This window comes from Halorussus salinus (assembly GCF_004765815.2).
GTDB classification, from domain to species: domain Archaea; phylum Halobacteriota; class Halobacteria; order Halobacteriales; family Haladaptataceae; genus Halorussus; species Halorussus salinus.
Genome location: NZ_SBIS02000014.1, coordinates 118049 through 142515 on the forward strand (window position 1 = coordinate 118049; position 24467 = coordinate 142515).

Annotated in this window: 24 protein-coding genes; 13 read left to right on the forward strand and 11 right to left on the reverse strand. The window is 67.5% G+C overall.

Annotated features, from left to right (window positions below; translation table 11 throughout):
- Positions 1 to 11 precede the first annotated feature (11 nt).
- The 3 genes from EPL00_RS23965 to EPL00_RS23270 all read right to left on the reverse strand — a co-directional run bounded on the left by EPL00_RS23965 (position 12) and on the right by EPL00_RS23270 (position 2184).
- Entirely contained in the window at positions 12 to 560 is a 549-nt protein-coding gene (locus EPL00_RS23965; RefSeq protein ID WP_238398305.1) for a helix-turn-helix transcriptional regulator, read from the reverse strand.
- Entirely contained in the window at positions 557 to 787 is a 231-nt protein-coding gene (locus EPL00_RS23265) for a hypothetical protein (protein WP_135855333.1), read from the reverse strand. The genes EPL00_RS23965 and EPL00_RS23265 overlap by 4 nt, the downstream gene beginning before the upstream one ends.
- A 308-nt stretch (positions 788 to 1095) precedes the next feature.
- A complete protein-coding gene (locus tag EPL00_RS23270) occupies positions 1096 to 2184 on the reverse strand; it encodes an outer membrane lipoprotein-sorting protein (protein ID WP_135855435.1) in 1089 nt (362 codons plus the stop codon).
- 196 nt (positions 2185 to 2380) lie between these two features.
- Between EPL00_RS23270 and EPL00_RS23970 the strand changes: the two genes are divergently transcribed.
- From EPL00_RS23970 to EPL00_RS23285, 3 genes are all read left to right on the forward strand, one after another.
- Positions 2381 to 3328, forward strand: a complete 948-nt coding sequence (locus tag EPL00_RS23970) for a helix-turn-helix transcriptional regulator (RefSeq protein ID WP_238398306.1) — start codon at positions 2381 to 2383, stop codon at positions 3326 to 3328.
- Between the two features lie 28 nt (positions 3329 to 3356).
- Positions 3357 to 3569 carry a hypothetical protein gene (locus tag EPL00_RS23280; protein WP_135855434.1) on the forward strand — a complete coding sequence of 71 codons (213 nt, stop codon included), beginning with the start codon at positions 3357 to 3359 and terminating at the stop codon, positions 3567 to 3569.
- 88 nt (positions 3570 to 3657) lie between these two features.
- Positions 3658 to 5184 (forward strand): hypothetical protein, encoded by a 1527-nt coding sequence (locus tag EPL00_RS23285; protein WP_135855433.1) that lies wholly within the window; start codon positions 3658 to 3660, stop codon positions 5182 to 5184.
- Between the two features lie 18 nt (positions 5185 to 5202).
- Here EPL00_RS23285 and EPL00_RS23290 read toward each other — a convergent pair whose 3' ends face one another.
- Positions 5203 to 6213, reverse strand: coding sequence for an aldo/keto reductase (locus EPL00_RS23290; protein WP_135855432.1), 1011 nt, complete (start codon positions 6211 to 6213; stop codon positions 5203 to 5205).
- A gap of 658 nt (positions 6214 to 6871) precedes the next feature.
- Between EPL00_RS23290 and EPL00_RS23295 the strand changes: the two genes are divergently transcribed.
- Positions 6872 to 8062, forward strand: a complete 1191-nt coding sequence (locus EPL00_RS23295; RefSeq protein WP_135855431.1) for an orc1/cdc6 family replication initiation protein — start codon at positions 6872 to 6874, stop codon at positions 8060 to 8062.
- 422 nt (positions 8063 to 8484) lie between these two features.
- Here EPL00_RS23295 and EPL00_RS23300 read toward each other — a convergent pair whose 3' ends face one another.
- On the reverse strand, positions 8485 to 9054 hold the full coding sequence (locus EPL00_RS23300; RefSeq protein WP_162224326.1) for a DUF7344 domain-containing protein: 570 nt from the start codon (positions 9052 to 9054) through the stop codon (positions 8485 to 8487).
- 169 nt (positions 9055 to 9223) lie between these two features.
- Positions 9224 to 9547, reverse strand: a complete 324-nt coding sequence (locus EPL00_RS23305) for a hypothetical protein (RefSeq protein WP_135855428.1) — start codon at positions 9545 to 9547, stop codon at positions 9224 to 9226.
- Positions 9548 to 9749: 202 nt separating this feature from the next.
- On the opposite strand from EPL00_RS23305, the gene EPL00_RS23310 reads away from it, so the two are divergent.
- Positions 9750 to 9932: a hypothetical protein gene (locus EPL00_RS23310; RefSeq protein WP_135855427.1), complete on the forward strand. Its 183-nt coding sequence runs from the start codon at positions 9750 to 9752 to the stop codon at positions 9930 to 9932.
- A gap of 39 nt (positions 9933 to 9971) precedes the next feature.
- Positions 9972 to 10676, forward strand: a complete 705-nt coding sequence (locus EPL00_RS23315; RefSeq protein ID WP_135855426.1) for a helix-turn-helix domain-containing protein — start codon at positions 9972 to 9974, stop codon at positions 10674 to 10676.
- Positions 10677 to 10684: 8 nt separating this feature from the next.
- On the opposite strand, the gene EPL00_RS23320 is transcribed toward EPL00_RS23315, so the two are convergent.
- Genes EPL00_RS23320 through EPL00_RS23335 form a run of 4 tightly spaced genes read right to left on the reverse strand, consistent with a single transcriptional unit; the run spans position 10685 to position 14331 of the window.
- The gene (locus tag EPL00_RS23320) at positions 10685 to 11482 is read right to left on the reverse strand and encodes a DUF7519 family protein (RefSeq protein WP_135855425.1); all 798 of its coding nucleotides are present in this window, start codon (positions 11480 to 11482) and stop codon (positions 10685 to 10687) included.
- On the reverse strand, positions 11479 to 12738 hold the full coding sequence (locus EPL00_RS23325) for a DUF58 domain-containing protein (RefSeq protein WP_135855424.1): 1260 nt from the start codon (positions 12736 to 12738) through the stop codon (positions 11479 to 11481). The genes EPL00_RS23320 and EPL00_RS23325 overlap by 4 nt, the downstream gene beginning before the upstream one ends.
- Entirely contained in the window at positions 12735 to 13334 is a 600-nt protein-coding gene (locus tag EPL00_RS23330) for a DUF7269 family protein (RefSeq protein WP_135855423.1), read from the reverse strand. Before EPL00_RS23330 ends, EPL00_RS23325 begins: the two co-directional genes overlap by 4 nt.
- 52 nt (positions 13335 to 13386) lie before the next feature.
- On the reverse strand, positions 13387 to 14331 hold the full coding sequence (locus tag EPL00_RS23335) for a DUF4129 domain-containing protein (RefSeq protein WP_135855422.1): 945 nt from the start codon (positions 14329 to 14331) through the stop codon (positions 13387 to 13389).
- A 152-nt stretch (positions 14332 to 14483) separates the two neighbouring features.
- Between EPL00_RS23335 and EPL00_RS23340 the strand changes: the two genes are divergently transcribed.
- The 6 genes from EPL00_RS23340 to EPL00_RS23365 all read left to right on the forward strand — a co-directional run bounded on the left by EPL00_RS23340 (position 14484) and on the right by EPL00_RS23365 (position 21926).
- Positions 14484 to 15572 (forward strand): hypothetical protein, encoded by a 1089-nt coding sequence (locus tag EPL00_RS23340; RefSeq protein WP_135855421.1) that lies wholly within the window; start codon positions 14484 to 14486, stop codon positions 15570 to 15572.
- 226 nt (positions 15573 to 15798) lie between these two features.
- Complete coding sequence (locus EPL00_RS23345; protein WP_202932765.1) at positions 15799 to 17421, forward strand: hypothetical protein; 1623 nt, start codon at positions 15799 to 15801, stop codon at positions 17419 to 17421.
- Between the two features lie 73 nt (positions 17422 to 17494).
- A complete protein-coding gene (locus EPL00_RS23350; protein WP_135855420.1) occupies positions 17495 to 18673 on the forward strand; it encodes a DUF1616 domain-containing protein in 1179 nt (392 codons plus the stop codon).
- Entirely contained in the window at positions 18673 to 19251 is a 579-nt protein-coding gene (locus tag EPL00_RS23355; protein WP_135855419.1) for a metal-dependent hydrolase, read from the forward strand. The genes EPL00_RS23350 and EPL00_RS23355 overlap by 1 nt, the downstream gene beginning before the upstream one ends.
- A gap of 110 nt (positions 19252 to 19361) precedes the next feature.
- Entirely contained in the window at positions 19362 to 20879 is a 1518-nt protein-coding gene (locus tag EPL00_RS23360) for a hypothetical protein (protein WP_135855418.1), read from the forward strand.
- A gap of 87 nt (positions 20880 to 20966) precedes the next feature.
- The gene (locus tag EPL00_RS23365) at positions 20967 to 21926 is read left to right on the forward strand and encodes a glycosyltransferase (protein ID WP_135855417.1); all 960 of its coding nucleotides are present in this window, start codon (positions 20967 to 20969) and stop codon (positions 21924 to 21926) included.
- An 83-nt stretch (positions 21927 to 22009) separates the two neighbouring features.
- Here EPL00_RS23365 and EPL00_RS23370 read toward each other — a convergent pair whose 3' ends face one another.
- Positions 22010 to 23152 carry an ABC transporter permease gene (locus EPL00_RS23370; RefSeq protein ID WP_162224327.1) on the reverse strand — a complete coding sequence of 381 codons (1143 nt, stop codon included), beginning with the start codon at positions 23150 to 23152 and terminating at the stop codon, positions 22010 to 22012.
- A gap of 127 nt (positions 23153 to 23279) precedes the next feature.
- On the opposite strand from EPL00_RS23370, the gene EPL00_RS23375 reads away from it, so the two are divergent.
- Positions 23280 to 24218, forward strand: coding sequence for an ABC transporter permease (locus tag EPL00_RS23375; RefSeq protein WP_135855415.1), 939 nt, complete (start codon positions 23280 to 23282; stop codon positions 24216 to 24218).
- The last annotated feature ends 249 nt before the right edge of the window (positions 24219 to 24467 follow it).

Below are 24467 nucleotides of genomic sequence, written 5' to 3' on the forward strand. Positions count from 1 at the left end.
GCGTCCGCCGGTCACGACTCCGGAACGGCGCTCGACGCCAGAGCGTCCACCTCGTCGGCGAGGAGTCCGGCGGTGTCCGCGCGTCGCGTCGCGTTCCGGGCGAGCAGTAGCCGGGCCGTTCGCGTCGTCGCGTACTCGTTGGTCCGCGCGTCCTTGATACGCTTGGTCACCAACCCCGCGTCTGCGAGGGTCGTGAGGTTCTGGTAGAGCCGCGAGCGGTTCACCTCGTCGCCGTATCGGCGTTCGAGCGCCTCCTTGACCGCGACTCCCTTCGGTCCCTCGTCGTCGCGCTCCAGTTCTCGGACGGCGTAGAGAACGTCGCGCTCGAAGGCCCGGAGGTCGGTGAACCGACGGTCTTCCATCGTCTCGACGGCGGCCTCTCGGTCGCACATCGTCTCGACGGAGCGTTCTCGGTCGTCCGCTACCTCGACGACGCGCGCTCGGTCCCCATCCGAGTCCGCCTCGATTGCGGACTCCGAAGCGTCGGCCGAGTCCGACCGATCTCCCGACGAGACAGACTCCGGACCGGCGAACTGCGAGACGAACCTCACGTCCGTCATCTCGTTCCCTCCTCGGCCCCGTGGTTTCTCTCGTCCCGGTCGCGATAATCGAGGAGGTCCTCCTCGCCGAACCGGAGTCCGCACGTCTTGCAGGTGTACTCGTCGCTGGTGGCGAGACTGCGCCACGACGAGTGGCCGTTCGGACAGCGGTACTGCCACGGGTCCGGGTCGGTAGCGGTTCTGTCGCTCGATTCGACACGCTTAGTACTGTTCGATTCGTGTGACATACTATCTGCTCGCTCGTGGGTGCGTGTCACAGGGCAGACGGGACTCCGGCGATTCCAGCGCCGGTTTTTTCCAAACACGACTACCCTGCAACGCAGACGTACCTGAGAACGGTCGGTGACTAATAACTCTGCCACGCCCGCAGTGAAAGTAAAAGTGGAACGGCGAGCGACCCGCGAGTCGCCACGCCGAGTCGCGCTGTCGCGGGACGACCGCGTTGTGACGCTACGCCGCGTTGTGACGCTACGCCGCGTTGTGACGCTACGCCGCGTTGTGACGCTACGCCGCGTCGAGTCCGCTACACTGTCGATTACTCGCAGGCGAGCGAGTCCGCGACCGCGAGGAGGTCCGACTTCGGAAGCGACCCGGAGACGGTGTAGGTCGTCCCGTCGCAACTCCACTGCACGATGCCAGTGGAACCGAACTCGTCGTAGGTGCCCTCGACGGAACCGACGGTGACGGTCTCGCCCTCACTCGTTCCGACCGAGGAGGTGCGGTTCGACTGGGAGACCGAGAGGGTCCCGCTCTCGTTCTGGTAGGTCAGCGACGCCGTGGCGTTGCCGTCCATGAACGTCGTCCGGACAGTTTCGAGTTCGTAGTCGCCCGGAATCTGGCCGGGTTCGCTCACGTCGAACGAGACGTTCGCGTCGGCTTGCTCGACGGTGTCGTGTTCGTAGGTGTCGGGCATCTCGGTCTCGACGACCTCGGCGTCAGCCGGTGGCTCGAACTCGAACGTGTCGGCCGGAACGTCGGCGTCGAACGTCAGATTGCTGTAGGTCATCGTCGTCTCGATACTCTCGTTGTCGAACGAGGCGACGGAGTGGCGCTTGACCGGGAACCACGTCTCCTTGTCGAACCAGATGGTCATCTTCCCGATAACGCCCGCTAGCGAACTGTTCTCCTTGGGCGTCAGCGCGAGGACGTGCGTACTCCGGTCGCCGATTTTCTCGGAGCCTTCGTACGATACGTCGTAGTTTTCGAGGATGTTATCCACGACCTTCCCGTAGTCGGGCGTCGCTCCTTGCACGCCGAGTTGCGGGATGTCGGTCTTGCGTACCTCGTTTTCCGTGGCGTTGTACATCCACATGGTCGAGCCGTTCGAGACGAGTACCGTCCCGTTCATCGGCTCCGGCGAGCGGTACTCGTGGCGCAACTCGTTGCCCGACTGGTTCGCCCACACCTTCGCCGTGGTCGTCCGGGTGTCGTTACCGATAACCATCTCGGTCGTCATCGTTCCGGTGTAGACGCCGATCTCGTCGTACTTCTCCTGTGCCTTCTCGCCGATCTCCTCGGCGGTCATGTCCTGTTGTCCGAACTGGACAGCGGAGCAACCGCTGAACGCGACAACGAGGACCACCGCGAGGGTGGCGAACGTTCGTGATGATGGCTGGAGGGCCATATTTCCATTTCGTACCGACGCAATATATATGTACGCTCTGACTGCGCAAGAAAGCGTGCGACCGACGGAAGATTCCACTGTGGCTGGAGAAATCTACTCTTGCCGGAAAACGCTGTCCCACTCGCCGATAGAACAGTTCGGACTACGGACCGAGATGTAAAAAGTGGTAAGACCACGCCATCGAGTTTGTAGATATATGAACTTTGACGACCCGGACTCGGACCCCGAGACGAGGCAGGCAGTCGAGGAGCCAATCGTCGAGTACGTCACCACGTCCGGAGCGCGGACGGCCGTCCTCCGAACAGTCGCGGACGGGCCGGTCTCCACGCAGTCGGTCCTCGACACCGTCTCGGCGAGCGAGTCGGCGGTCTACGGCGCGCTCGGGGAACTCCGCGAGCGCGACCTGATTCGCAAGCCCGACTCGGACGCGTGGGAACCGACCGGTCTCGGACTGGCGGTTGGCGAGGCCATCGCGGAACGCCGCCGGACCGAGGAGGTACTCCGGGCCGACCCCGAGTACTGGAAGACCCACGACGTGACTGCACTGCCCGCGCAGTTCCGGGCGACGCTCTCCCGACTCGCGGACGCGGAGGTCGTCCGCGCGACCGACACCGACCCCCACCGCGCGGTCCGGGAGGTCAAACGCCGCATCGAGGCGGCCGACTCGGTGGCCATCGTCTCGCCCATCTACCACGACGAGTTCGTGGACGCGCTCGGCGGGCGGTCCGGTGGGAGCGAGTCGGCGTCGGACGCGGGGGAGTCGGCGTCGAACGCGGGGGAGTCGGCGTCGAACGCGGAGAAGTCGGCGTCGGGCGCAGGGGGGCCGTCGCCAGACGCCAGCGAATCGGACCTGCCCACCGACGCGTCGGTCCGGTTGGTCCTCGGGTCCGCGGTCGTCGAGGAGACCGTGGACACTGCGGGACCGACCGACGAGCAACTCGAACCGCTCGACATCCGGGTCCGGCCGGTCTCGTTCGCGATGACGCTGACCGACGACTGTCTGCTCCTCTCGCTCCCGAACCTCGACGGGTCGTACGACTCCGGGACCGAACTCGTCGCCGAGTCGGAGTCGGCCAGAGAGTGGGGTCGTCTCCTCTTCGAACACTGCTGGCGGACCGCCGCCGCCCCCGACGCGTCGCCGTAGTTATCCCTCCGGCCAGCGTCGTTCGGGTATGATATCACTCCGGGAAACCGCAGGAAAGCTAGTCCTCGTCGTCCTCGCCTTTCTCGTGACGTTCGTCGCCGTGACCGAACTCCTCGCCCCCTACGTCTGGCCGTCGGCACTGGTCGGCCTGCCCGTCGGACTCCTCGCGGCGGCCGTCGTCGCGTACCTGCTCGTCCGCCGCGGTCGGCGCGACCGAACCGGTCCCGACTCGACCGCGTAGGTCCGGAGGGTCGCTCGACCGCATCGCCCGAGACCCGGCCCCGCAGGAACGACAAAGAACTTATCCCGAGTGGCGCAACCAATCGGCCATGCCCTCCCGTCGAACGTTCCTCGCCGCGCTCGCCGCGACCAGTGCATTCAGCGCATCCGGCGCGACCGGCGCGTCGGCCGCTCGCGCCGACTCTCGCTCGGCGGCTCCCGAAATCGCGTGGTCCCGGACCTACGCCGAGTCGGCCTCCCTCGCCGGACTCTCGGCGGTCGTTCCGCGCGAGGAGGGCCACGTCCTCCTCGGTACCGAAGGCGCGGCGGAGTACCGCGGCCTCGCGGTTCGGACCGACGCGGCCGGTCGCCCGCGCTGGACGCGACGCCTCGGCCCGCCGTCGAGCAGTTTCGCCGCTGGCGCTCCGCACCCCGACGGCGGCGTCGTCGCCGCGGGCACGACGAACGTCGCCGACCGGTCGCCCGCGAGTGAACCGCCGCTCTCGGCGGACCCGTGGCTCGTCCGACTGGACGAGCGCGGCGACCTCGTCTGGGCGCGGACGCTCCAACCCGCCGCCGGGACCGGCGGCATCGAGGACCTGACGCGCGTCGGTGATGGCGGCGGCGACGGCGACAGCGACGACTACCTCGTCTGCGGCGGGTCCCGGCGCGACGAGGAGGCCGTCCGTCGGCCGTGGGTCGCTCGCGTCACGGCCGCGGGCCACCAGCGATGGGCGAAGACCGTCGAGGGCCGATACCGCCGCGGGAACCTGAACGCGGTCGCTACCGCCGAGAATGCCACGGTCGCTACCGACGGGGATGCCGCGTCCGGTACCACCGGGAGTGATGCCGTCGCTGCCGACGAGGCCGCGGTGTACGTCGGCGGTTCGACCCGGCCGCCCGAGAGCGACGACTACGGCCGGAGCGAGGACGCGCTCGTCGCCTGCCTCGCGCCCGACGGGACGACGCGCTGGCAGTACTCGGCCGACTCCTCCGACACTGACTCGAAGGGAAGTCGCATCGAGGAGTTACACGCCGACCGCGACGACGCCGGCGTCGTCGCGGTCGGCAACCGACGATTCGCGTACGACGACGACGGACAGGGGTGGCACCTCCGCCTCGACGGGACCGGCGCGGTCGAGTGGGACCGACGCCACTCGACGGGACCGTGGAACTGGCTCTCCGATGTGGCTCCGACGCCCGAGGGGTATCTCCTCGTCGGGACGCGCGAGAAGACGACCGGTGGAGGGGAAGGCGAAACGAACGACGGAGAAGACGCGAACGAAAACGGCCCGCGTGGCGCGTGGGTCCTCCACACGGACCCGACGGGCAACGTCGTCTGGGAACGGACCTACTACGACGGCGACTACAGCACAGGTAACGCAATCGTCCACGTCGAGGGTCGCGAGTTCCTGATAGCTGGCCGGACCTCCGGAGGCGACGCGTCCGACGGCGACGCCGGATGGCTGGCGAACGTCGGCGGCGCGCCACCGCCGAACGGCCGAGGCGCGACCGAGTTCGTCGCCGACCTCGCCGACCGGATTCCACCGGACGCCGACGCCATCGGACTCGGCGCGTTGCTCGGCGCTGGCGCGGTCACGGCGGGGCGTCGATTGCTCGCGAAAAACAGAGAGTAGAGCGCGAGGAAATCCGATTCAGAGTCCGGCGTACGGACCGCCCTTCGCCTCGGTGAGTCGCCCGACCTGCTCGTCCGAGAGGTCGATTTCGGCGGCCGCGAGGTTCTCCTCCAACTGCTCGACGGTCCGGGCACCGACGATGGGCGCGGTCACGCCCTCGCGGTGTTCCAGCCACGCGAGCGCGGTCTGGGCCGGGGTCGCGTCCACCTCGTCGGCCACCGCGTCGAGTTCGTCGTGGAGGTCGAAGTTCTCCTCGGTGAGGTAGGCCTCCTCGAAGCGACTCGACTCGGCGGCGCGCGACTCGCCGGTCAGGCCGTCCTCGCGGGAGTACTTCCCGGTGAGGAAGCCTTGCCCGAGCGGACTCCACGGACAGACCGCGAGGTCTTCCTGCCGGGCCATTTCGAGGTAATCCCCCTCGATTTCGCGGTCCACGAGGTTGTAGCGCGGCTGGAGGACGGTGAACGGCTCCCAGCCCTCGGCGCGGGCGATTTCGTTCGCCTTCGCGACCTTCCACGCGTTCGGCCGGAGCGTCGAGGCACCGAGGTAGTTGACCATGCCGTCCTCCACGAGACCGTTCAGCGTCTTCATCATCTCGCGCGCGGAGGTCTGGTCGTCCCAGCGGTGGATGTACAGCACGTCCACGTAGTCGGTGTCGAGGCGGTCGAGAATCTTCTCGGCGCGGTGTCGGAGGTTCTTCCGGTTCGTGCCGCGACTGTTCGGGTCGCCGTCTCGAATCTGCCAGTAAATTTTGGAGGCGATGGTGTACCGCTCCCGGTCGCGGTCCTCCAGCCAGTCGCCGATCCACTCCTCGGACTCGCCGCCGCCGTACACGTCGGCGGTGTCGATGTATCGCCCGCCAGCGTCGGCGTAGGCGTCGAGGAGTTCGTGGGCGCGCTCCTCGCCGATTTCGACGTTGCCCTCCTCGGTCTCCTTGCCGAAGCGCCACGTGCCGAACTGGAGTTCGCTCGTCTGAAGACCGGTCCCGCCCATCTGGACGAAATCGAGGTCCAACGACTCTGTGTCTGTCATGCCGATTCGTGCTATGCGTGTCGGTCTGAAAAGGATTCAGCAACCGGCAGACGAGGGCGTAACCGGGAGAGAGTGACCGACAGACGAGGAAGTGACCGGCAGAGGGGATGCAACCGGTAGACGGGACGCGACCGACAGCCGAAGCGGACCGGTTCGGGGGCGGCAGTGGTCGGTAGACACACACCGGGTTTCCGGTGAAACCCGGCTCAAGAGTGGGGTGGGTCGTTGACGAGAGTCCGAGAAGTAGTCTAAATTAGCTACTTTTAATAAGGCGGGTTGAGTATAGCCCATTGAAGTAATCACCACGAAAAAATGGTCCGTGACGTAGTCACGGACAGTTCCACCCGACACGGGGGTACCCTTCTCGGTGCGTTTCCACCGGAAACGTGGTGTGTGTCTCGACGGTGCGAGAGTGGCGTCCGTCACCACTCGCCCGACCGCTGACTCGTCTACTTGCGGGCTTATACGAGTCAGACTGTCGGTTAATACACGAACGCTTGCACCATTGAATGACCTCTTGACCCGTGGAGGCTCGACCTCGACTCCCGGTGTACCCCGAATTCGACTCCCCCGACCCTTCTCTATCGCTCGTTCACCGGAAACGCGGTGTGTGTCTCGACGGCAGTTATAAGTAGCCTCGATAGTCAATCATGACTCGATGGTGCAATCCGACGATCTCTTTTCCCGCGAGGACCGCATCTTCGCCGACAAGGAACTCCTCGAAATCAATCACCTTCCCGACGACGGTCGCATCGTCGGCCGTGACGACGAGATTCGGTCTCTCGCGAACGCCCTTAACCCGGCTCTGTTCGGTCAATCACCGAGCAACGTCCTCCTGTACGGGAAGACGGGAACGGGAAAATCGCTCTGTGCGAAGCACGTCACGAGACAACTCGTCGCCGAGGCCGCACAAGATAGCGTCACCGTAGGCGAAGCGTACGTCGATTGTGCGCAAGATACCACCGAGACACAGGCCGTTCAGACAATCGCTTCTACACTCGACACCGACACTACCGGCATCTCGGTCCCTGATAAAGGCATCTCCACTTCTACGTACTACAAGCGACTCTGGCGGATTCTCGACCGGGAGTACGACGTAGTAATCGTTCTCCTCGACGAGATCGACAAACTCGAAGACGACGCCATCCTCATGCAACTCTCACGGGCAGGTGAAGCCGGAAAGCTCGACCGTTGCAAACTCGGTACTATCGGTATCAGCAACAAAATAAAGTACAAAGACCGGATGGACGAACGCGTCAAGTCGAGCCTCTGTGAACGCGAGTTCGTCTTCCCGCCGTACGACGCGACACAACTTCGGTCAATCATGGAGGCCCGTGGCGACGCCTTTGAGGAGGGCGTCTTGGGCGACGGGACGATTCCACTCGCGGCCGCGTACGCGGCGCAGGAACACGGCGACGCTCGGAAGGCAATCGACATCCTCCGGTACGCCGGGGAACTCGCCCAGACGGAAAACGACGCAACGGTCCGCGAGGAGTACGTCGAACGCGCGCGGAACCGCGCGGAGAACGACCGATTCCGCGAACTCGTACGCGGGGCGACGCCGCACTCGAAACGCGTCCTCCGTGCGCTCGCGGAACTTAGTATCGACCACGCTTCCGACCGAGCGTTTCGCACGTCTCGGGTCTACACGGTGTACGAACGGATTTGTACGCAGGAAGATAGCGACCTGCTCTCCGTCCGCCGTGTACGCGACCTTCTCCGTGAACACGCCTTTCTCGACGTTATCGAACGGACAAATCGAAGCGGCGGGAGTGCAGACGGCCAGTACACCGAACATCGCCTCCTCGAAGATTCCGAGGTCGTCGTCGAGGTACTCGGCGCAGAGTGACCACGGCGAAGAGCCGTCGAGTCGACGCTAAACGGCGGTTTCATTCGAAACACGGTGTGAGTCGACCGACGGTTGCCGGTGTCCGTCCCGCATCTCCCAATCTCCCGAATCGACTCCAAAACGAACTTCCCCGTCGTGTTAACTAACTCCATACTGGCTTAAAAACGAGAGTACGGCCGAGCGGACGGACAAATCCGCTCGCCCGAGGAACCTCATCGTAGACCGTGACCGACCATACCGGTGAAACACGCGAAGTGGTGCCGGGAAGGCACGCCGACCTCGTGGGACGGGACTAGCCCCACACGGACACGCGCACGTTCGACCGGGATTCGGCGTTCCGCACGAACGCCACCAGTCGCTACGAGCGCCCGTCACATTCCTATGCACTCCGTAACCCCGCCGTCGCACCGCGAGTGCCCGAACTACCGCGCTCGCTCGAACCGGGTCTGGAGAAAGACACCGACCGGGAGGAGGTTCAGGGCGGCGACCCCAACGAGCGGCGCGGTCGGCAGTTGCGGCGACGAGACGGCAGTGGCGGTGAGCGTCGCGACGGTCAGCGTACTCGTCGCCAGCGCGACCGTGCCGACGCTCCGGTGGTCTCCCTCGTCGCGGACCGAGACGCGCGTGACCGCCTCGAAGTTCGGCCCGGTCGCGACCGACCGCTCCTCGCGGTCGTACTCCACCACGTCACAGCCGTCGAGTTTGTCGAGGTGGTGTTGGGACATCGAGGTGTAGACGCTCTGGCGCAGGCCGTCGGACGCCGCGTCGTCCTCGGCGAGCGAGTCGGCGACGGCGTCGGCGAGGTCCCGAACCGGAACGGCCGCGTCCCCGGCCGCGCTTCCGCGCTCGCGGCGCTGGAGGTGGCGGACGCACGCCCGGCGTCGCGCGTTGGCGAGGAGTTCGTAGGTCTGGTCGTCGCTCAAGTCGTCGCCCGGTCCGCCGTCGTGACCCCGCCCGACGACCGGCCCGGTGTCGTTCAGTTTCAAGTTCATCCCGGAGAGACGACCGACGAGAGGGGCCGAACTCCCTTATCTATCGTTGGGGTAACGCGAGCGTACCGATTGCCAACGGTCCGGACAACAGTTGCCAAGTCAGCAACGCCGGTCGGTAGTGGTTCCGAATCGGTGTCGTCGGCGACCGTCCGCCCGACTGCTCGCCGCACTACGCCGAACAGCCGTCTCGACGGTCGTCCGGGGACGGGTCTCGGTCGTAGACGAGTCCCATCTCCATGTCGAACACGAGGAGGCCCGCGGCGTCCAGACGCTGTAAGTGGGTCCGATACAGCGCGTCGTGGACCTCGGCGTACCCGCGGTCGCCGTGGGTCGCGTGCAGTCGCTCGGCGAGTCGGCTGACGCTGATGGGCGTCTCGGCCGTATCGAGGACTCGCCGGAGTCGCTCGTGGAGGGTCTCCTGCTCGTCCGGTCTCCTCGACCCGAGCGGTCCGCTCGGCGGATTCGAGTTGGGTGAGTTCTGCGGCCGACTCATTCTGTTCGACGCGTCGCCGCGTTCGGGCATAAGTATGCGGTCCCGTTGCACGGTTCAACGAGTGCTATCCGCGCGGTACGCCGGACTAGAGGGACCCCCATTCAGACGGCCTATGCAGGTGCTAAACCCGCCGAACGCGCAAAACGGTCGCACCGATTTATCCCTCCTCGGTCTGACGGCCAGACCGAAGGGGAAGACACTCGTGAGCAAACCAGACACGCCCACCGGCGGGCTGACGACCGAGGAGTTCGAGGCCGCCTTGACGAACCTGCTACGCATCGCCGACCGAAACGACGTGGACGCGCCGCGCTCGCTGGACGTGCCCGGCGGGGCCGAGGGCGCGGAGTGGATGGTCGAGATAACCAAAGTCGAACGCGGTCGGTGACGGAGACGCGTGCGACGTTCAACTTACGACGCCCATTCAATGAGTCGGGACGAAGACGACGAGTCGAACTGCGCGGACGTGCCGCGGCGACCCTACTCGCTGTTCGTCCGCGCCGAACTCGCCCACTCGGAGCTACCGCTGTCGCCCGCGCTGGCCCGTTCGCCGGGGACGACCGCCCGCCCGCGCTCGGCGATACTCGACGGCGACCGCTTTTTCGTCGCGGGCCTCGGCGACCGCCTCGACGCGTTCGAGGAGGGCCTCGCCGCGGACCCGACGGTCGCGGACCCGGTGGTCGTCAGCGAGTTCGAGGACCGGCGACTCTACCGCGTGCGAGTGACCGCCGCGGGCCGCGAGCGACTCGACCCGCTGGAGTCGGCCGCGGCGTTCGTCCACGACGCCAGCGGCACCCGCGACGGGTGGACGGTCCGGATGGAACTCGAAGACCGCGACGCGCTCGTCGGGTTCGTCCGGAACTGCCGGGCGGTCGGCATCGACCTCGACGTTCGGCGAATCACCGACACCGAGGGCGTCGAGCGCCACCACAGCTACGGTCTCAGCGCCGAACAGGAGCGCATCCTCCGGACCGCCTACGAACGGGGCTACTACGACGTGCCCCGGCGAGTCTCCCAGACCGACCTCGCCGACTCGTTCGGCCTCTCGACTTCGGCGGTCTCCCAACACCTCCGGCGCGCGACCGCGGAACTGGTCGGCAACGCGCTTTTGCCTCGACGAGGTTCACGGTAGCAATCGCCTTACTCGTGAAGCGCGACGCTCAACAGCACCACGGCCACCACCAACAGCGCCAGCGCCGGGAGCGAGAGGTCGTAGGACCCCACGTCGTCTACCACGTTCGCCGCCACCAGCGCGGCGACGCCGACCACCCCCGCCCCGGCGGCGTGTGTCCCCTCGGTCCGCCACGTCGAGGCCGCGCGGCCCAACTGCTCGCCGACGTTGATGGCGTGTTCGCCGAGGTCCCACGCCACCACGGCGGCGACCGCGCCCGCGACGAGCGTCCCCGGCGGTGCTGCCCGGAAGACCCCGGCGACCAGAACCGACACGAGGACGAGTCCGGCACCGATTTTCACGAGTCTGCGCGACCCCCGCCCGCGCACCGGGACCACTCCGGCACCGAGCGCGAGGAGGCCGAGCAGTCCCGGTAGAACCCTGAGAACGTCCGGCAGGTCGCCCGCCATCGCCACGCCCGCGGCGAGTCCGGCGAGTCCGACCGCCCCGCCTGCGGCGAGCGCGACCAGCGACGGCGCGCGCCGCCCTCGCGTCCGGAGTTCGTCGCCGACCGCCATCACCGCGAGACCGACGAGGAGAACCCCGACCGCTGGACGCCCCGGCCCGCCGACCAGTAGGACTCCTCCGGCGGCGGCGAGCGCGGCGACTGTTGCGCTGACGCGCGTGGGTCGCCGCCTGACCGCGATGCCGTCACCGACCCCGCCCTCGTCGGGCGCGCTCTCGCCGGACGCACTCTTGCCGGGCGCACTCTCGCCGGGCGCGCGTTCACCGGTCACGGCGTTGCGCGGCGCGGGCGACTCGCTCACAGCGCACCTCGCTCGCCCGCCTTGGCGACCGCCGCGGCGAGGCCGTCGTCGGTCCCCCAGTCGAGGACCGGAACCCCGCGCCGCCGGAGTTCGGCGACGCGGTTCGCGCGCTCGGTCGCCGCGAGCCTCCGCCCCGGCGTCTCGTCGCCGGTCGCGTCGGGACTGACGACCGTGACGCTGTGGCCGTGGGCCTCCAGCGTGCTGGCGACCGTCACCGCGCCGTCGTCACAGAGCGGCGTCAGGAACGTGACCTGCGTGCCCGCGCTCAACCGCCGCCGGACGCGGGCGATTCGGTCCGCTATCGGCTCGCCGTCGTCGCTCGGCGGCGACGCGGCGAACGCGGGATGCGACCCGAGGAGTCGAACCGCGCGCGTCTCGTGGTCGGTGCCCGCGTCCGGCGGGAGCCAGCACTCCTCGCGGCCGAGCGCCGCCACGCCGACCCGGTTGCGTCCCCCGAGGAGCGACCCGACCAACCGCTGTGCCGCGGCGACGCTCCGCACGACGGCGTGGGGTTCGCCCTCGGGTGCCCGGTAGGCCGACCGGCGGGCGTCCACCAGCAGGACGACCGCGGCGCTTCGCTCCTCGCGGTACTCGACGGTCGTCAGCTCCCCGGCGCGAGCGAACCGCTTCCAGTCGATGCGGCTCATCGCGTCGCCGCGCCGGTACTCGCGGGTCTGGTGGAACTCGACGCCCGCGCCGCCGTCGTCGGTCAGCAGGTCGCCCGCGTCCGCGACCGCGAGGCTCCGCCGGGGCGGCGCGCCCCCCGCGACGGTGCAGTCGATTTCGGTCTCGGCGGCGACGGTGGTCTCGACCTCGTACTCGCCGCTGGCGTCCCGGACCACCACCGTCGCGGGGTCGAACCCGTGCTTGCCCTCCTCGGCCGCGACGGTGTACTCGAAAGTGGCCTCCCCGCCGGGTCGGAGCGGTCCGCCGTACCGCGGCGAGCCGTCGGTGACGGTCAGCGCGGGCGGCACGCCGTCCACGACCCGGCAGTCGAACAGGGTCTCGTCGCCGACGTTCCGGACCGTGACGGCCACGTCCACCGACTCGCCGGGCGAGGGCGCGCGCTCGCTCACGCGGCGGTCGAGTTCGAGGTCCGGGGATTCGGGCGGTTCGGGCGAGAGCCGCGGGTACGCCGCGAACGCGACGCCCGCGACCGAGACCAACACGAGGTCGGGTCGGTCGGCGACGAGACCGACCGCGCCGACCAGCAGGGTTACGGCGACGACGCCGCGCCAGCGTCTGGTCTCGGTCATCGCTCGCCCTCCCCGGAGCGACCCCGGTCGTCGGCGTCGAGAAGTTCGCTCACGGCTCGCCGAGCGCCGCGCCTGCCCCACGGTTCGCCGCGGGCCAGCGCCAGCAGGCGGGCCTCGACGCCGGGATTCTCCCCGGCGAGGAACGCGGCGGCCTCGCCGTCGTCGGTCCACGTCCCACTGTCGAGGCGTCGCTCGGCCTCCTCGCGCGAGCAGTCGCCCCGCCGGACCTGCGTCTCGATTGCGACCGTGCGGAGTCGCTCGCGTAGCTCCTCGCGGCGCTCGTCGCCGACGACCGGGAGGAGCGCGGTTCGGCTGTCGAGGGCGTCGTCCACCGCGTCGCCCGCGACCGGTGCGGTCACGGGGCGCTCGGGGGTCGGCGTCTCGGTCTGTTCGAGCGCGCCGCCCCCGCCGGACGCCACTGCGGAGAGGGCGACGAGCAGTCCGACCCCCGCGAAGGCCGCGACCACGAAGTAGTCGTTGCCGAGCGCGGCCAGCAACGCGCCGACGACCCCGCCCGCGGGGCCGCCGCCGAGCGCGAGCGCGACCCCGAGCGCGACCACGCCCGCGGCCCCCGAGACGAGTCGGTAGCGTTTCATCGGCCCACCTCCGGTCGATTGCGTCTCAGTCGGCTCTCCGGTAGCGAGCGGTTCACTGCCTCACCTCCAGTTGCGAGCGCAGGCGCTCGACGGTCCGCTCGGCGCGCTCGCGGCGCTCGTCGGTCACGCGAGCGCCGCCGTATCGGACCTCCTCGAACAGCGCGGTCAGGTCCCGGACCGCCTCGTCGTCCGCGCCGCGGCGCTTCGCGGCCGCCGCGCACTCTCCCGGCGTGAGGTGAGTTCGGTCGTCCAAGTCGAGTCGTTCGACCATCTCGAACCACGCCGCGGATACCGCGTTCTGGGGGTCCGGGTCGGGGCGTGGCTCGTCGCCCGCGTCGTCCGCTCGTCCGGCCGCGCCCGGCGCGATGCGGGCGAGAATTCGGTCGCGGAACCGGACCGCCACGGCGACGAGCGTCGCCAGCACCAGATAGGGGATGAGGTCCAGAAGCAACTCCAAGAGGTCCCGCAGGAGCCAAATCAGTTGCTGAACCAGCGGCGGGTCGGTCGCTCCCGCGCCGCTCCCGGACCGGTCGTTCCGACTGCTCGCGCCCCGATTCTGCTCGTCGCCGCTCCCGCTGGACTGCTGTCGGCGCTCGTTCGCGCCGCTCCCGGCGGACTGGCGCTGTTGCTCGTTCGCACCGCTCCCCGCCCGCTGTTCGGGTTCGCCGCCGTCGCCGCTCCCGGCGGATTTCGTGTGGTCGCCCTCGTCGGCGTCCGGGTCGGCTCTCGACGCTTGCATCTGCTGGTCGCCCGACGTGCCCTCCGCTGGCGACCCGTCGTCGGCGGACCCAGACTGGCCGGTCGCCGACCGGCCTCTGTCGATGGCGTCGTCCAACTTCTGGGCCTGTCCCGACCCGATGGGGACCTTACTGTAGTCGAAGTCCGTGACCTCCTCGGGGTCGGTCTCGACCGTCGAGTCGAGCGTGGTCGAGGTCGCGCCGATGGCGAGGACACAACAGAGCGCGACGACGACCGTGAGAACGGAGTCGGCCCCCATCGTCACTTCGGAGGGCTCTCGGCGACTGTCGTTCGGCGACCGGTTCGGTGCATTCTCGTCCGGTCGGAAGGGGCGTCGGCGGTTAATTATGACTCGCTTAAGCCCGACATATCCCGCGGATAATAATCCGGATACGGCTCCGTCTCCGAGGTGTGTTCGAGACACTGACTGACGGCCGCGGGCGTCGCCGTGCCCTTGCCGTCGCGCTCGTCGGGTTACTCGTCGCTTTCGCCGGGTGCGCCGGGTTGGGTGGGTCCGACGCCGCGACGACGGAGAACGGAACGACCGCGGTCGAACCGACGACCGGCGAATCGACTCCGACGACCGACACCGCCGCGACGACTGCGGCGAACGACAGTTCCGCGACGACCGACGACGGTTCGGAGACGCCCGCCGACGACTCGGGGACGCCCGCGACGAACGAAAGTACCACCTCCTCGTCCGGTCACTCTCACGGCGGCGAGGACCACTCCCACGGCGGGACCGACGATTCGACCGCGAACGACTCGACCGCGAACGCGTCCGCGGGGAGCGCGTCGGCCGACTCCTCGGGGAAGATTGCGGTCGCAGTCGCCGGGAGCGAACTCTCCCTCGACGACCGCTCGTCGGGTGACCCGCTCTCCATCGCGGCCGACGACGACCACACGTGGCGAGCGGATTCGAGCGTCACGCTCGCCGCGGCGCTCGGTACCTTCGGCATCGACGCCAACGAGACCGCGCTGACCTACGACGGCCGGACCTACCGCGAGTCCACCGACGGCACGGAAATCTACTACCGGGTGAGCGGCGAGGAGGTAGACCCCCAATCGGCCACGCTGGACGACGGCGACCAAGTGTGGGTCACCGTCGAGACCGCCGACGCGAACTACTCGGTTCCCGGCGACTACATCCGGGCGGCCCAACTCCACGTCCACGGGCCGATGGAGTTCACCGTGAACGGCGAGGAGGTAGACTTCAGCGAGGAGCGGTTCCAGTCGGGCCACCGCCACTTCCACTTCGAGGGCGGACAGGCGAACCCGTGGCACGCCCACTCGTGGAGCGTCACGCTCCAGTACGGCCTGAACACGCTGTCGGGCATCAACGTGACCGACGATTCGGTGACGTACAACGGGACGACCTACGAGCGCGGACCCGACACGACGGTCGAGTTCGTAGTCAACGGCGAGTCCGTCGAACCGAGCGAGTACTTCCTGAAGGACGGCGACGACGTGCGGGTCGTGGTCCAAGCGGAGGAGTCGTAAGTTCGGACTCCTCGCGATGACGGAGACCGGGCCGGAGCATCGCCCGAAACCGACTCTCGTTTACAATTACTTCGAACTATGCGAGGACGAACGAGGAGACAGAAAAGTCTTCTCGTCTTGCGTTTACTAGAGGCCTAACTTAAAAGCTGGCTATGTGAACGACAGCAACCATTTGGAGCGGCCAGAAGACTTTTCTACGGTTCATTCCCGACGAACCGCGGAAAATATGACGACACGGACACCGCAATCTCAAGACGAGTTGGAGACGGGCGAACGCGATGGCACTCTCACGAACGGCGACTCTACGCGACGACTCTCGCGCCGGGGGTATCTCGGCGCGCTCGGCGCGACCGGTCTCGCCGCGAGCGCGTCCCCCGCGCTCGTCGGACGGGCGAGCGCGGCGACGACCGACCGAATCGAACGAATGAAAGACGAGTACGGCACCGTCGTGGACGTGGTGGACGCGGGCGCGGACCCGACCGGCGGCGAGTCCGTCACCTCGGTCCTCGACGCGAACGCGGGCGACGACACGCTCTTGGTCTTCCCGCCGGGGCGCTACCGAATGACCGAGGAGTTCCGCCACTGCGGCTTCGAGGGCTTCGGGATGGTCGGCGACGACGCCACCATCGTCCCCGGCGACTACGACGAGTTCGAGGCACCGAACCGGCGGCTCTTCCGACTCGGCGTCTATCACAACCCCGGCAAGGACCTCCACGTCGAGGGGTTCACCGTGGACCAGACGGCCCCCGACACGGGTATCCGGGCCATCGAGGCCCAAGTCTCGGACGGGCTGACGGTCAAGGACTTCCTCGTCAACGGCAAGCACGACAGCGGCACGTGGGGTCCGGCGCTGTTCGACGTGATGGACCCGAACGGAACCGGCACCGTCGAGGAGTTCCGGGCACCTGCTGGCGGCGAGTGGGTCTCGAACACGCCCAACGACGGCGAACTCTGGCGCGGTCCGAGCGGCATCATGGTCAGTCGCTACCACGAGGGGACCGTCGAACTCGTGGACTGCCAACTCGGCGGCTTCCCCGACAACGGCGTCTACGCTGGCAACGCCGAGGGGACCGTCGTCGTCCGGCGCGGCGTCTTCCGCAACAGCCACGCCAGCAACCTCCGAATCGGCGGCCACCACAGCAAAATCGTCGGCGCGACCGTCGTCGTGGACGACAACCCCGACCACTTCGACAACCAGCGCGGGATTCGCCTCGACCGCGGGTCGTGGTTGCAGGTGTTGGACTCGACGGTTCTCCTCGACGAGCCGAACGGAAACGGCATCACGGTCCTCGACGGCGTGGAGTCGGCCAAGATTCACAACTCCTCGGTCGTTCAGCGCACCGACCGGACGAATCAGGCCGTCGTCGTGGAGTCGGAGGCCGGACCGACCTACGTCCAGAACGTCCACGTGGACATCCACGGGAGCGGCAACGCCGTCGAAATCAAGGGCGGGGACCGACCCGGAGAGGTCGGCCTCTCGGACGTTCGCATCACTGGGTCGGCCTCCGGGGCGGTCTTCCGGAACGCCATCCGGTGCGAGCGCGACGACTGCAAGTTCCGCAGGCTGGAGATAGACCAACCGGGAAGCGACTACCGGCGCGCGCTCGAAATCAACGCCGACGACGCCTACGTCTCCGGGGGCACCTTCGAGACGACCCACCACCCAATCGTCGTCAACGGCACCGGCGCGTGGATAGAGGGGACCTATTCCGAGTCCTACGACGGCTACGAGGCGCTTCGACTCAACGATTCGAGCGGCGACGTGGGCGTCGCGGAGAACACGCTGGTCGGCGGCGTCCTCGACGTGGGCTGTGACGGCCTCTCGATGTACGACAACGAGATGGCCTGACTGCCGATTTTCGCCCGCTTAACTCGCTTACCCGGCCGATAATAAAGGCCGACCGGTGCGTGAGTTTCCGCCGATGGACTCACGCCCCGCACGCGGTTATCTCGACCTACTGGTCTCGTTCGGTCTGCTGGCGGTGGCGGCCGCCGCGACCCTCCTCTCGCTCGACGGCATCGCCCGACTCGTCGCGCTGATACCGACGGTCGTCTTCCTGCCGGGGTACGCCGTCGTCTCGATGGCGTATCCGACCCGCGGGTCGCCCCCGGAGGAGGCTACCATCGGCTCTTCCGGAACCGGACTCCGGGAGGCGTTTTCGCGTGGCGACCACGCGGTCGGCGGCGTCGAGCGTGTCGCGCTCGCGGTCCTCTGGAGTGTCGTCGTCGTTCCGGCGGTCGCGCTCGCGGTCCACTTCTCGCCGTTCGATATCGCGGCCGGACCGATTCGGGGCGGCGTCCTCGGGGCGACGGCGCTCCTGCTGGCCGGGGCGGTCGTGAGTCGCGCCCGCCAGTCCCCCGACGAGCGATTCGCGCCGGGCGTCCCCTCCCTGTCGGCCCTGTTCGGCGGGTCGTCGTTCGGCTTCCGGCAGTCGTCGGCGCTCGGGACGCCCGCCGGGGGTTCCCGGCCGTGGTCGGGCGTCCTCCTCGGGGTTAGCCTGTTGCTCCTCGCGTCGTCGGTCGGCTACGCGGTCGTCGCGCCGCCCGCCGACGAGGGGTTCACCGAACTTTACGTCCAGTCCGGCGACGTGACCGCCGAGACGACCGCGCTCTACCCCTCGACGCTCGCGCGCGGACAACCCCGACCGTTCGACTTCGCGGTCACGAATCAGGAGGGCGAGCGCGTCGAATACGGTTACGTGGTGCAACTCCAGCGCGTCGATAGGGCGACCGGCGCGACCGTGAACTCGTCGGGCGATGGGGTCTCGGGCGGTGGGGCCTCGGCCGGGACCGCGAGCGCGAACTTCTCGGTCGGTGGAAACGCGACCTCCTCGGTCGAAGTCGTCGCCGCGACCGAGGTGGACGCCGGGCGATTCGAACTCGCGCCGGGGGAGACTCGCAACGTCACCGCGCGCGTCACGCCGCGAGCGACCGGCGACGACCTCCGCGTGGTCGTGTTGCTCTACGAAGGTAGCCCGCCCTCCGACCCGAGTCTCGACACCGCCTACCGGGCGCTCCGCCTGCCGGTCACGGTGACCGCTGGCGACGGCGGCAGTACCGCTACGCGCCGACCGCCCCGACTTCCCCGAGGAGACCGCTGATGTGGCCGTGGGAACACGTCGCGTTCGGCTACCTGCTGGTCTCGCTCTGTTGGCACGGTTGGCGGCGCGAATCGCCCGACGGCGCGGTCGCGCTCGCGGCCGGGTTCGGCGCGGTCGCCCCGGACCTCGTGGACAAACCCCTCTCGTGGACGTTCGGGGTGTTCCCCTCGGGGTACGCCGTCGCCCACTCGGCGTTCGTCTTCCCGGTCTTCGCGGCGGCGCTCTGGCTCGGGTTCCGACGAGACGACGCGGGACCGCTGGCCGTCGCCCTCCTCGTCGGCCACGCCTCCCACCTCGTCGGCGACGTGATTTACCCGTTCCTGCTGGGCGACGAGTTGGCCCTCGGCGCGGTGCTGTGGCCGGTCGTGGTCACGGCCTCGTCGCCGACCGACGCCGGACTGGTCGCCCGAACGCTGTACTACCTGCACCAGTGGGTCGTCCGACTCTGGGCGCTCGAGTTCGGCCCCCTGCTCCTGTTCGAGTTGGCGCTCGTCGGCGTGGTCGCGGCGGTCTGGCTCTACGACGGCGCGCCGGTCCTCTCGGAGTGTCGGGCGGCGCTGGTACGTCGGACGGAGTAGTCCGGTGACACCTCTCCTCGCCTCATCCTGCTTGTCAACTGTTGTGGAACCGTGTAACGGCGGGAACGGTCGCCCCGATATATCGGCACTTCGCGCGACGAGCGAGGTGGATGTCTCCCGAAGACGACACTCCGAACCAGTCGAGTAGACGCCGATTTCTGACGACCGCCGCCGCGACGCTCACCGCCACAGCTACGGGGGCGACCGCCGCGACGACCGCTACGGCGACCGCCACGGTCGCCTCCTCGGGGTCGGGCGCGACCCGGAGCGACTACGATACCGTAATCGACGTGACCGAGGCCGGTGCGGACCCCACCGGCGAGGAGTCGATAAATCCCGTTCTGAACCGGCTCTGCAACGACGGGGCGACCGACGCGCTCCTCCGGTTCCCGCCGGGCACGTACGCGATGGACGAGATGTTCCGACTCGTCTCCTACGACGACGTGGGGTTCGTCGGCGACGACGCGACTATCGTGCCGACCGACGACTTCGACTACGGTGCGCCGTGGCTGTTCCGCCTCGGCGTCCTCGCCGACCCCGGCCGCGACCTGCTGTTCGAGGGCTTCACCTTCGACTTCACGGCCCCGGACACCGGACTCCGAGCTATCGAGGCGCAAGTCACCGACGGCTTGCTGGTCCGGGACGTGGACGTGGTGGGCTACCACGACCGCGGGACCCTCGGCCCGGCGCTGTTCAACGTCCTCGATTCCGACGGCTGGGGGTCCGTCGAGCGGTTCCGCGCGCCCGACGGCGGTGCCTACTCCGAGAACGCCGTCGGCGACATCGCGGTCGGCCCGACCGGCGTACTGGTCAGTCCCTACCAGCGAGGGACGCTCCGCCTGCGGGACCTCGAAATCGGCCCCTTCCCCGACAACGGACTCTACGCCGACGTGCCCGAGGGGAGGGTGCTGGTCGAGGGCGGGCGCTACCGGAACAGCAACGTCGCCAGCGTCCGCGTCGCGGGCGACGGGAGCTACGTCCGGGGCACCCGCATCGAAGTCACCGAGAACCGGGCGGCCGACGTGAACCAGCGCGGCCTCCGACTGGACGAGGGGTCGGACCTCCGGGTCGAGAACGTCGGCATCGAACTCGCCGCACCGAACGGCTACGCGCTCTCGGTCCAAGACGAAGTGGCGTCGGCCCGCATCGAAAACGTCGAGATTGCCGTCGAGGAGCGCCCCAACAGCGCGATGGTCGTCGCGCCGCGGGCCAACCACGTCACGGTCCACGACACCGAGGTCCACCTCGACGGCGGCGGGTACGCCCTCGCGGTCTTCGGCGACGCGCCCGGCCCGGTCGTCGCCCGGAACCTCTCGGTCTACGGGTGGGCGACCGGCGAGCGGGGCCGCCCCGCGGTCCTCTGCCACCGCGACCACTGCGAGTTCCGCGACCTCGGGGTCTACCAACCCGGCGACCAGCGCCGCGCGCTCGACGTTCGCGGCGACGACTGCCTCGTCTCCGGGGGCACCTACATGGCCAGCACCTACCCGCTCTACAACACCGGCTCCGGGACCCGGTTCGAGGGCGTCACCGCCGACTCGTGGGGCGAGTACCCGGCGCTCTACCTGCTCGACGGCGAGGAGGTCGCCGTCGAGGACTGCACGCTCCTCGGGGGCGTTCGTCGCTGAACCCACCGACAGAAGTCGTCACGGACTCCCGAAAGGGCGGCTTAGCCGGTCGGTAGTAAAGGCCGGTCGCTCCCTACGTCCCGGCAGATGCCTACAGTTTCGGTCGTCATCCCGACGTACAACCGCGCGGAACTGCTCACCAGAGCCATCGACAGCGTCCTCGCACAGACCTACGACGACTTCGAACTCCTCGTCGTGGACGACGGTTCGACCGACGACACCGAGGAGGTCGTCACCGGCTACGACGACGAGCGCGTGCGCTACCTCGCCCACGACACCAACCGCGGCGCGAACCCGGCGCGAAACACCGGTATCGAGGCCGCCGAGGGCGAGTACGTCGCCTTCCTCGACTCCGACGACGAGTGGCGACCCCGGAAGCTCGACGCGCAACTCGACCGCCTCGACGGCACCGACGACGACTGGGTTGCAGTTTACACCGACTACGACGTGACGGTGCCCGGCGCGGGCGGTCTCGTCCGCGAGACGGCCGCCGACCTGCTGGCGACCGACGACGAGGAGACTCCCGTCGAGGGCGGCGAGGAGTTAGTTGGTCCCACGCTGGCGGACACGCTCCACACCGGGGCCGGTTCGACGCTCCTCGTGGAGACCGAGGTCGCTCGGCGCATCGACGGCTTCGACGAGGAGTTAGACTGGTTCCAAGACCCCGACTTTCTCCTCCGCGTCCTCTTGGAGGGGCAACTCGCGCACGTCCCCGAACCGCTGGTGGTGCGCCACTACTCGGGGTCGCCCGACGCCGAGACCGCCCACGCGGCGGGCGAGGAGTTCCTCGCCAAGCACGACGAGTTGGTCCGGCGGGCCGAACGCGACGGCTACGACGTGCGCGGTGCCCACGACCTCGTCCTCGCGAAGTACTACCTCCGGGAGGGGCGGTTCCTGCGTGGGGTGGCGAACCTCCGGCCCTCCTCGGTCGGGCCGCGACAGGTCCCCTCGCTGGCGTGGTTCGCCGCCACCGGAAGTCGCCGCGGGCGGACGCTCGCGGTCGCGGCGTTCGTTGCGATGCTCCTGTTCGCCCGGCGCAGTCGGTAGGGGCTGGCACCGGCAAGCGACACGCCATCGTAGAACGTAGGTGACCGGTCGCGGTTGACCGGTGGTCGTCGGACTGACGCCCATCACTCGGTCGAGCGGGGGTCGAGGAGAGCTTGAATGGCGTCGGCGACGACGTTCGCCGAAAGGATTGTGAGGAAAAGCGTCGCGACGGGAACTGCGAGTCGCCACCAGTACGGCTGGAAGTTGTTGACGTTGCGACCGATAAGTCGGCCCCAAGACTCCACACTCGGCGGGGTCGCCAACAGATACGAGGGCGGATTTCCGAATTTGAGGAAAGAGAGCGTCGCTTCGACGGTGATGAAAAGCGGAATCTGGTAGACTGCGATGCTGACGGCGCTCCGGGTGACGTTCGGTACGAGGTGACGACGAACGATGTCCAGCGTCTCTGCTCCTGCGGCTTCGGCACTCTGAACGTAGTTTTTGCTTATTTCGTTGAGCGCTCGGCTCCTGACTATTATCGCGACGTTCCCCCAGTTCACCAGTCCGAATGCCACTGCTAGCGCAAAGAGTGACCCTTCCCCGGAGACCCACCGCCAGACGAGGAACACGAGGAGGGCGGGGATCAACTTCAGCGCCTCCGCGACGCCCGTGAGCAGTCGGTCGGTTTTTCCGCCGAGATAGGCGCCGAGTGTGCCGACGATGGTTGCCACCGGGACGATGAACGTGATAGCGACGAGCGACAACATGACGGTGATTCGAGCACCGAAGGCGAGCAACGTGAACAGTCCAGTCCCGGTTCCGGTCGTGCCGAGCGGATACTTCCACGACCCGTAACACTGGTCGCCGACTTGATTCACACACGAGACGACTTGGTCACTCGAAATACTCGTGAACAGCGGCGGTTGATTGGCGTGTTCGAAAGATGGCGTCGGCTGAGAGAATAGTACCGGGCCGATCGTTCCCGCGAGAAACACGCCAGTGAGAAAGATTCCTGCAAGGACTGAAGCGGGTCGCTGTCGGCTCATCTGACGGAGCGTGTCGGTCCAAGAGCGGGAGAGTACAGGTACGCCACCGTAGACGATGACGAACCAGAGGCTCCCAATCCAGAGCCATTCGAGTCGGCTGATGTCGTAGCCAAGTACCACTGAATCCGGTCCGAGAAGGACGTAATCGTAGAGGTAGAGTCCTCCGATGAGGCCGAAGCCGACGAGTAAGAGGAGCGTCCGCCGCCCGACATAGGATGTCGTCGTGTCGGTCCAGTCCACATCGACGGGTCCGTCTCTAGTTGTCATCAATCGTTCAGAAAGGCAGGTCGCTGGTGTAAAGTTCTTGGGTCTGTGGACGCTCCCGATATCCTAACGTATTTACGATTATATTAATAGTATTTCCAATATGTCGGTGCTATCATCGAGATACGCGTTCGTCCTCCAGCGACTCGCGTGGGGTACGATAGTACTCTGGGCCGTTCTCACTGCGACGTGGCTCGTTATCGCCAGTCTTCCCGAATCAAGGATGGTCGGGTGGGGAACCGTCGAGATGGGATTCGGTGCCGCATACGAGACCCCACCCGGACCACTCGCGCTGTACTTCGACTGGATGACCCGACTGCTAACCCTCCAATGGGGCCAGTCAATTTACTACGAAAAACCAGTCCTCGACATCTACGCTACGCGACTTCCGGTCACGATGTCCTACCTCGTCCCCGGAGTCCTCGTCTCGACGCTCCTCGGGTCCGGACTCTCGACGTACACGGCCACGAACCGAGCGAGTCCACTGGACAAAGTACTCTCGGTCGCCTCGAACGTCGGACTCAGCGTCCCGACGTTCGTTCTGGCCTTCATCACGCTTACGTTCATGTCGAGTACACTCGGCTGGATTCGCATCTACGACCTCTCGCTCCCGCTCTGGCACCGACAGAACGCCACCCGTTCGTTGCTCCCGATCGGAATTATCGCCGTCAACTTCTTCGCCGTCCAAGCCCGCCACGCTCGAAGCGAAACCACCGAACGTCTCGGCGCGAGATACGTCAAAACGGCACAGGCGAAGGGAGCGGGACAGTTCCGAAAAGCCATCCACATCTTCCGAAACACGTGGCCGTCGCTCGGGTCGCTCGTCCTCGGTGAGTCGCTCGGATTGCTCTTTCTCTCGGCCGTCGTCATCGAGAAAGTACTCCTCGTTCCCGGAATCGCCGTCGCGACCTTCAACGGATTCGCATCGGGCGACCCGATGCTTAGCTTCACCAGCGTCTTCGGACTCGTACTGTTCGGCGTTTTGGGAACGGTTCTCCAAGACTTCACACGCGTACTCCTCGACCCCCGAGTAGACGATTGACACCTGCGATCGAAGTCGAGAAACTCCCGTGGGAGGCTCGGTCGCCCGCGTCCGCCCGAGAGCGATACCTCACGAGATGACCGCGGTCGATTACCCGCTATTCGCCGCTCGACGCGGTCGCTTGTTTCGCATCTTCGTCCGATGTGTTGAGGTGGCACGCAGAGGCGTGGTCCGAATCGGACTCGATTAGCGACGGCTCGGACGTTTCGCAAGGCGTCTCGAACTCCCGAGCGAGCGACGCTTCGGCGT

What these genes read in the sequence shown, in the direction of transcription:
- EPL00_RS23965 (WP_238398305.1), bottom strand. Translation starts at nt 560, where the DNA reads ATGACGGACGTGAGGTTCGTCTCGCAGTTCGCCGGTCCGGAGTCTGTC.
- EPL00_RS23265 (WP_135855333.1), bottom strand. Translation starts at nt 787, where the DNA reads ATGTCACACGAATCGAACAGTACTAAGCGTGTCGAATCGAGCGACAGA.
- EPL00_RS23270 (WP_135855435.1), bottom strand. Translation starts at nt 2,184, where the DNA reads ATGGCCCTCCAGCCATCATCACGAACGTTCGCCACCCTCGCGGTGGTC.
- EPL00_RS23970 (WP_238398306.1), top strand. Translation starts at nt 2,381, where the DNA reads ATGAACTTTGACGACCCGGACTCGGACCCCGAGACGAGGCAGGCAGTC.
- EPL00_RS23280 (WP_135855434.1), top strand. Translation starts at nt 3,357, where the DNA reads ATGATATCACTCCGGGAAACCGCAGGAAAGCTAGTCCTCGTCGTCCTC.
- EPL00_RS23285 (WP_135855433.1), top strand. Translation starts at nt 3,658, where the DNA reads ATGCCCTCCCGTCGAACGTTCCTCGCCGCGCTCGCCGCGACCAGTGCA.
- EPL00_RS23290 (WP_135855432.1), bottom strand. Translation starts at nt 6,213, where the DNA reads ATGACAGACACAGAGTCGTTGGACCTCGATTTCGTCCAGATGGGCGGG.
- EPL00_RS23295 (WP_135855431.1), top strand. Translation starts at nt 6,872, where the DNA reads ATGGTGCAATCCGACGATCTCTTTTCCCGCGAGGACCGCATCTTCGCC.
- EPL00_RS23300 (WP_162224326.1), bottom strand. Translation starts at nt 9,054, where the DNA reads ATGAACTTGAAACTGAACGACACCGGGCCGGTCGTCGGGCGGGGTCAC.
- EPL00_RS23305 (WP_135855428.1), bottom strand. Translation starts at nt 9,547, where the DNA reads ATGAGTCGGCCGCAGAACTCACCCAACTCGAATCCGCCGAGCGGACCG.
- EPL00_RS23315 (WP_135855426.1), top strand. Translation starts at nt 9,972, where the DNA reads ATGAGTCGGGACGAAGACGACGAGTCGAACTGCGCGGACGTGCCGCGG.
- EPL00_RS23325 (WP_135855424.1), bottom strand. Translation starts at nt 12,738, where the DNA reads ATGACCGAGACCAGACGCTGGCGCGGCGTCGTCGCCGTAACCCTGCTG.
- EPL00_RS23330 (WP_135855423.1), bottom strand. Translation starts at nt 13,334, where the DNA reads ATGAAACGCTACCGACTCGTCTCGGGGGCCGCGGGCGTGGTCGCGCTC.
- EPL00_RS23335 (WP_135855422.1), bottom strand. Translation starts at nt 14,331, where the DNA reads ATGGGGGCCGACTCCGTTCTCACGGTCGTCGTCGCGCTCTGTTGTGTC.
- EPL00_RS23345 (WP_202932765.1), top strand. Translation starts at nt 15,799, where the DNA reads ATGACGACACGGACACCGCAATCTCAAGACGAGTTGGAGACGGGCGAA.
- EPL00_RS23350 (WP_135855420.1), top strand. Translation starts at nt 17,495, where the DNA reads ATGGACTCACGCCCCGCACGCGGTTATCTCGACCTACTGGTCTCGTTC.
- EPL00_RS23355 (WP_135855419.1), top strand. Translation starts at nt 18,673, where the DNA reads ATGTGGCCGTGGGAACACGTCGCGTTCGGCTACCTGCTGGTCTCGCTC.
- EPL00_RS23360 (WP_135855418.1), top strand. Translation starts at nt 19,362, where the DNA reads ATGTCTCCCGAAGACGACACTCCGAACCAGTCGAGTAGACGCCGATTT.
- EPL00_RS23365 (WP_135855417.1), top strand. Translation starts at nt 20,967, where the DNA reads ATGCCTACAGTTTCGGTCGTCATCCCGACGTACAACCGCGCGGAACTG.
- EPL00_RS23375 (WP_135855415.1), top strand. Translation starts at nt 23,280, where the DNA reads ATGTCGGTGCTATCATCGAGATACGCGTTCGTCCTCCAGCGACTCGCG.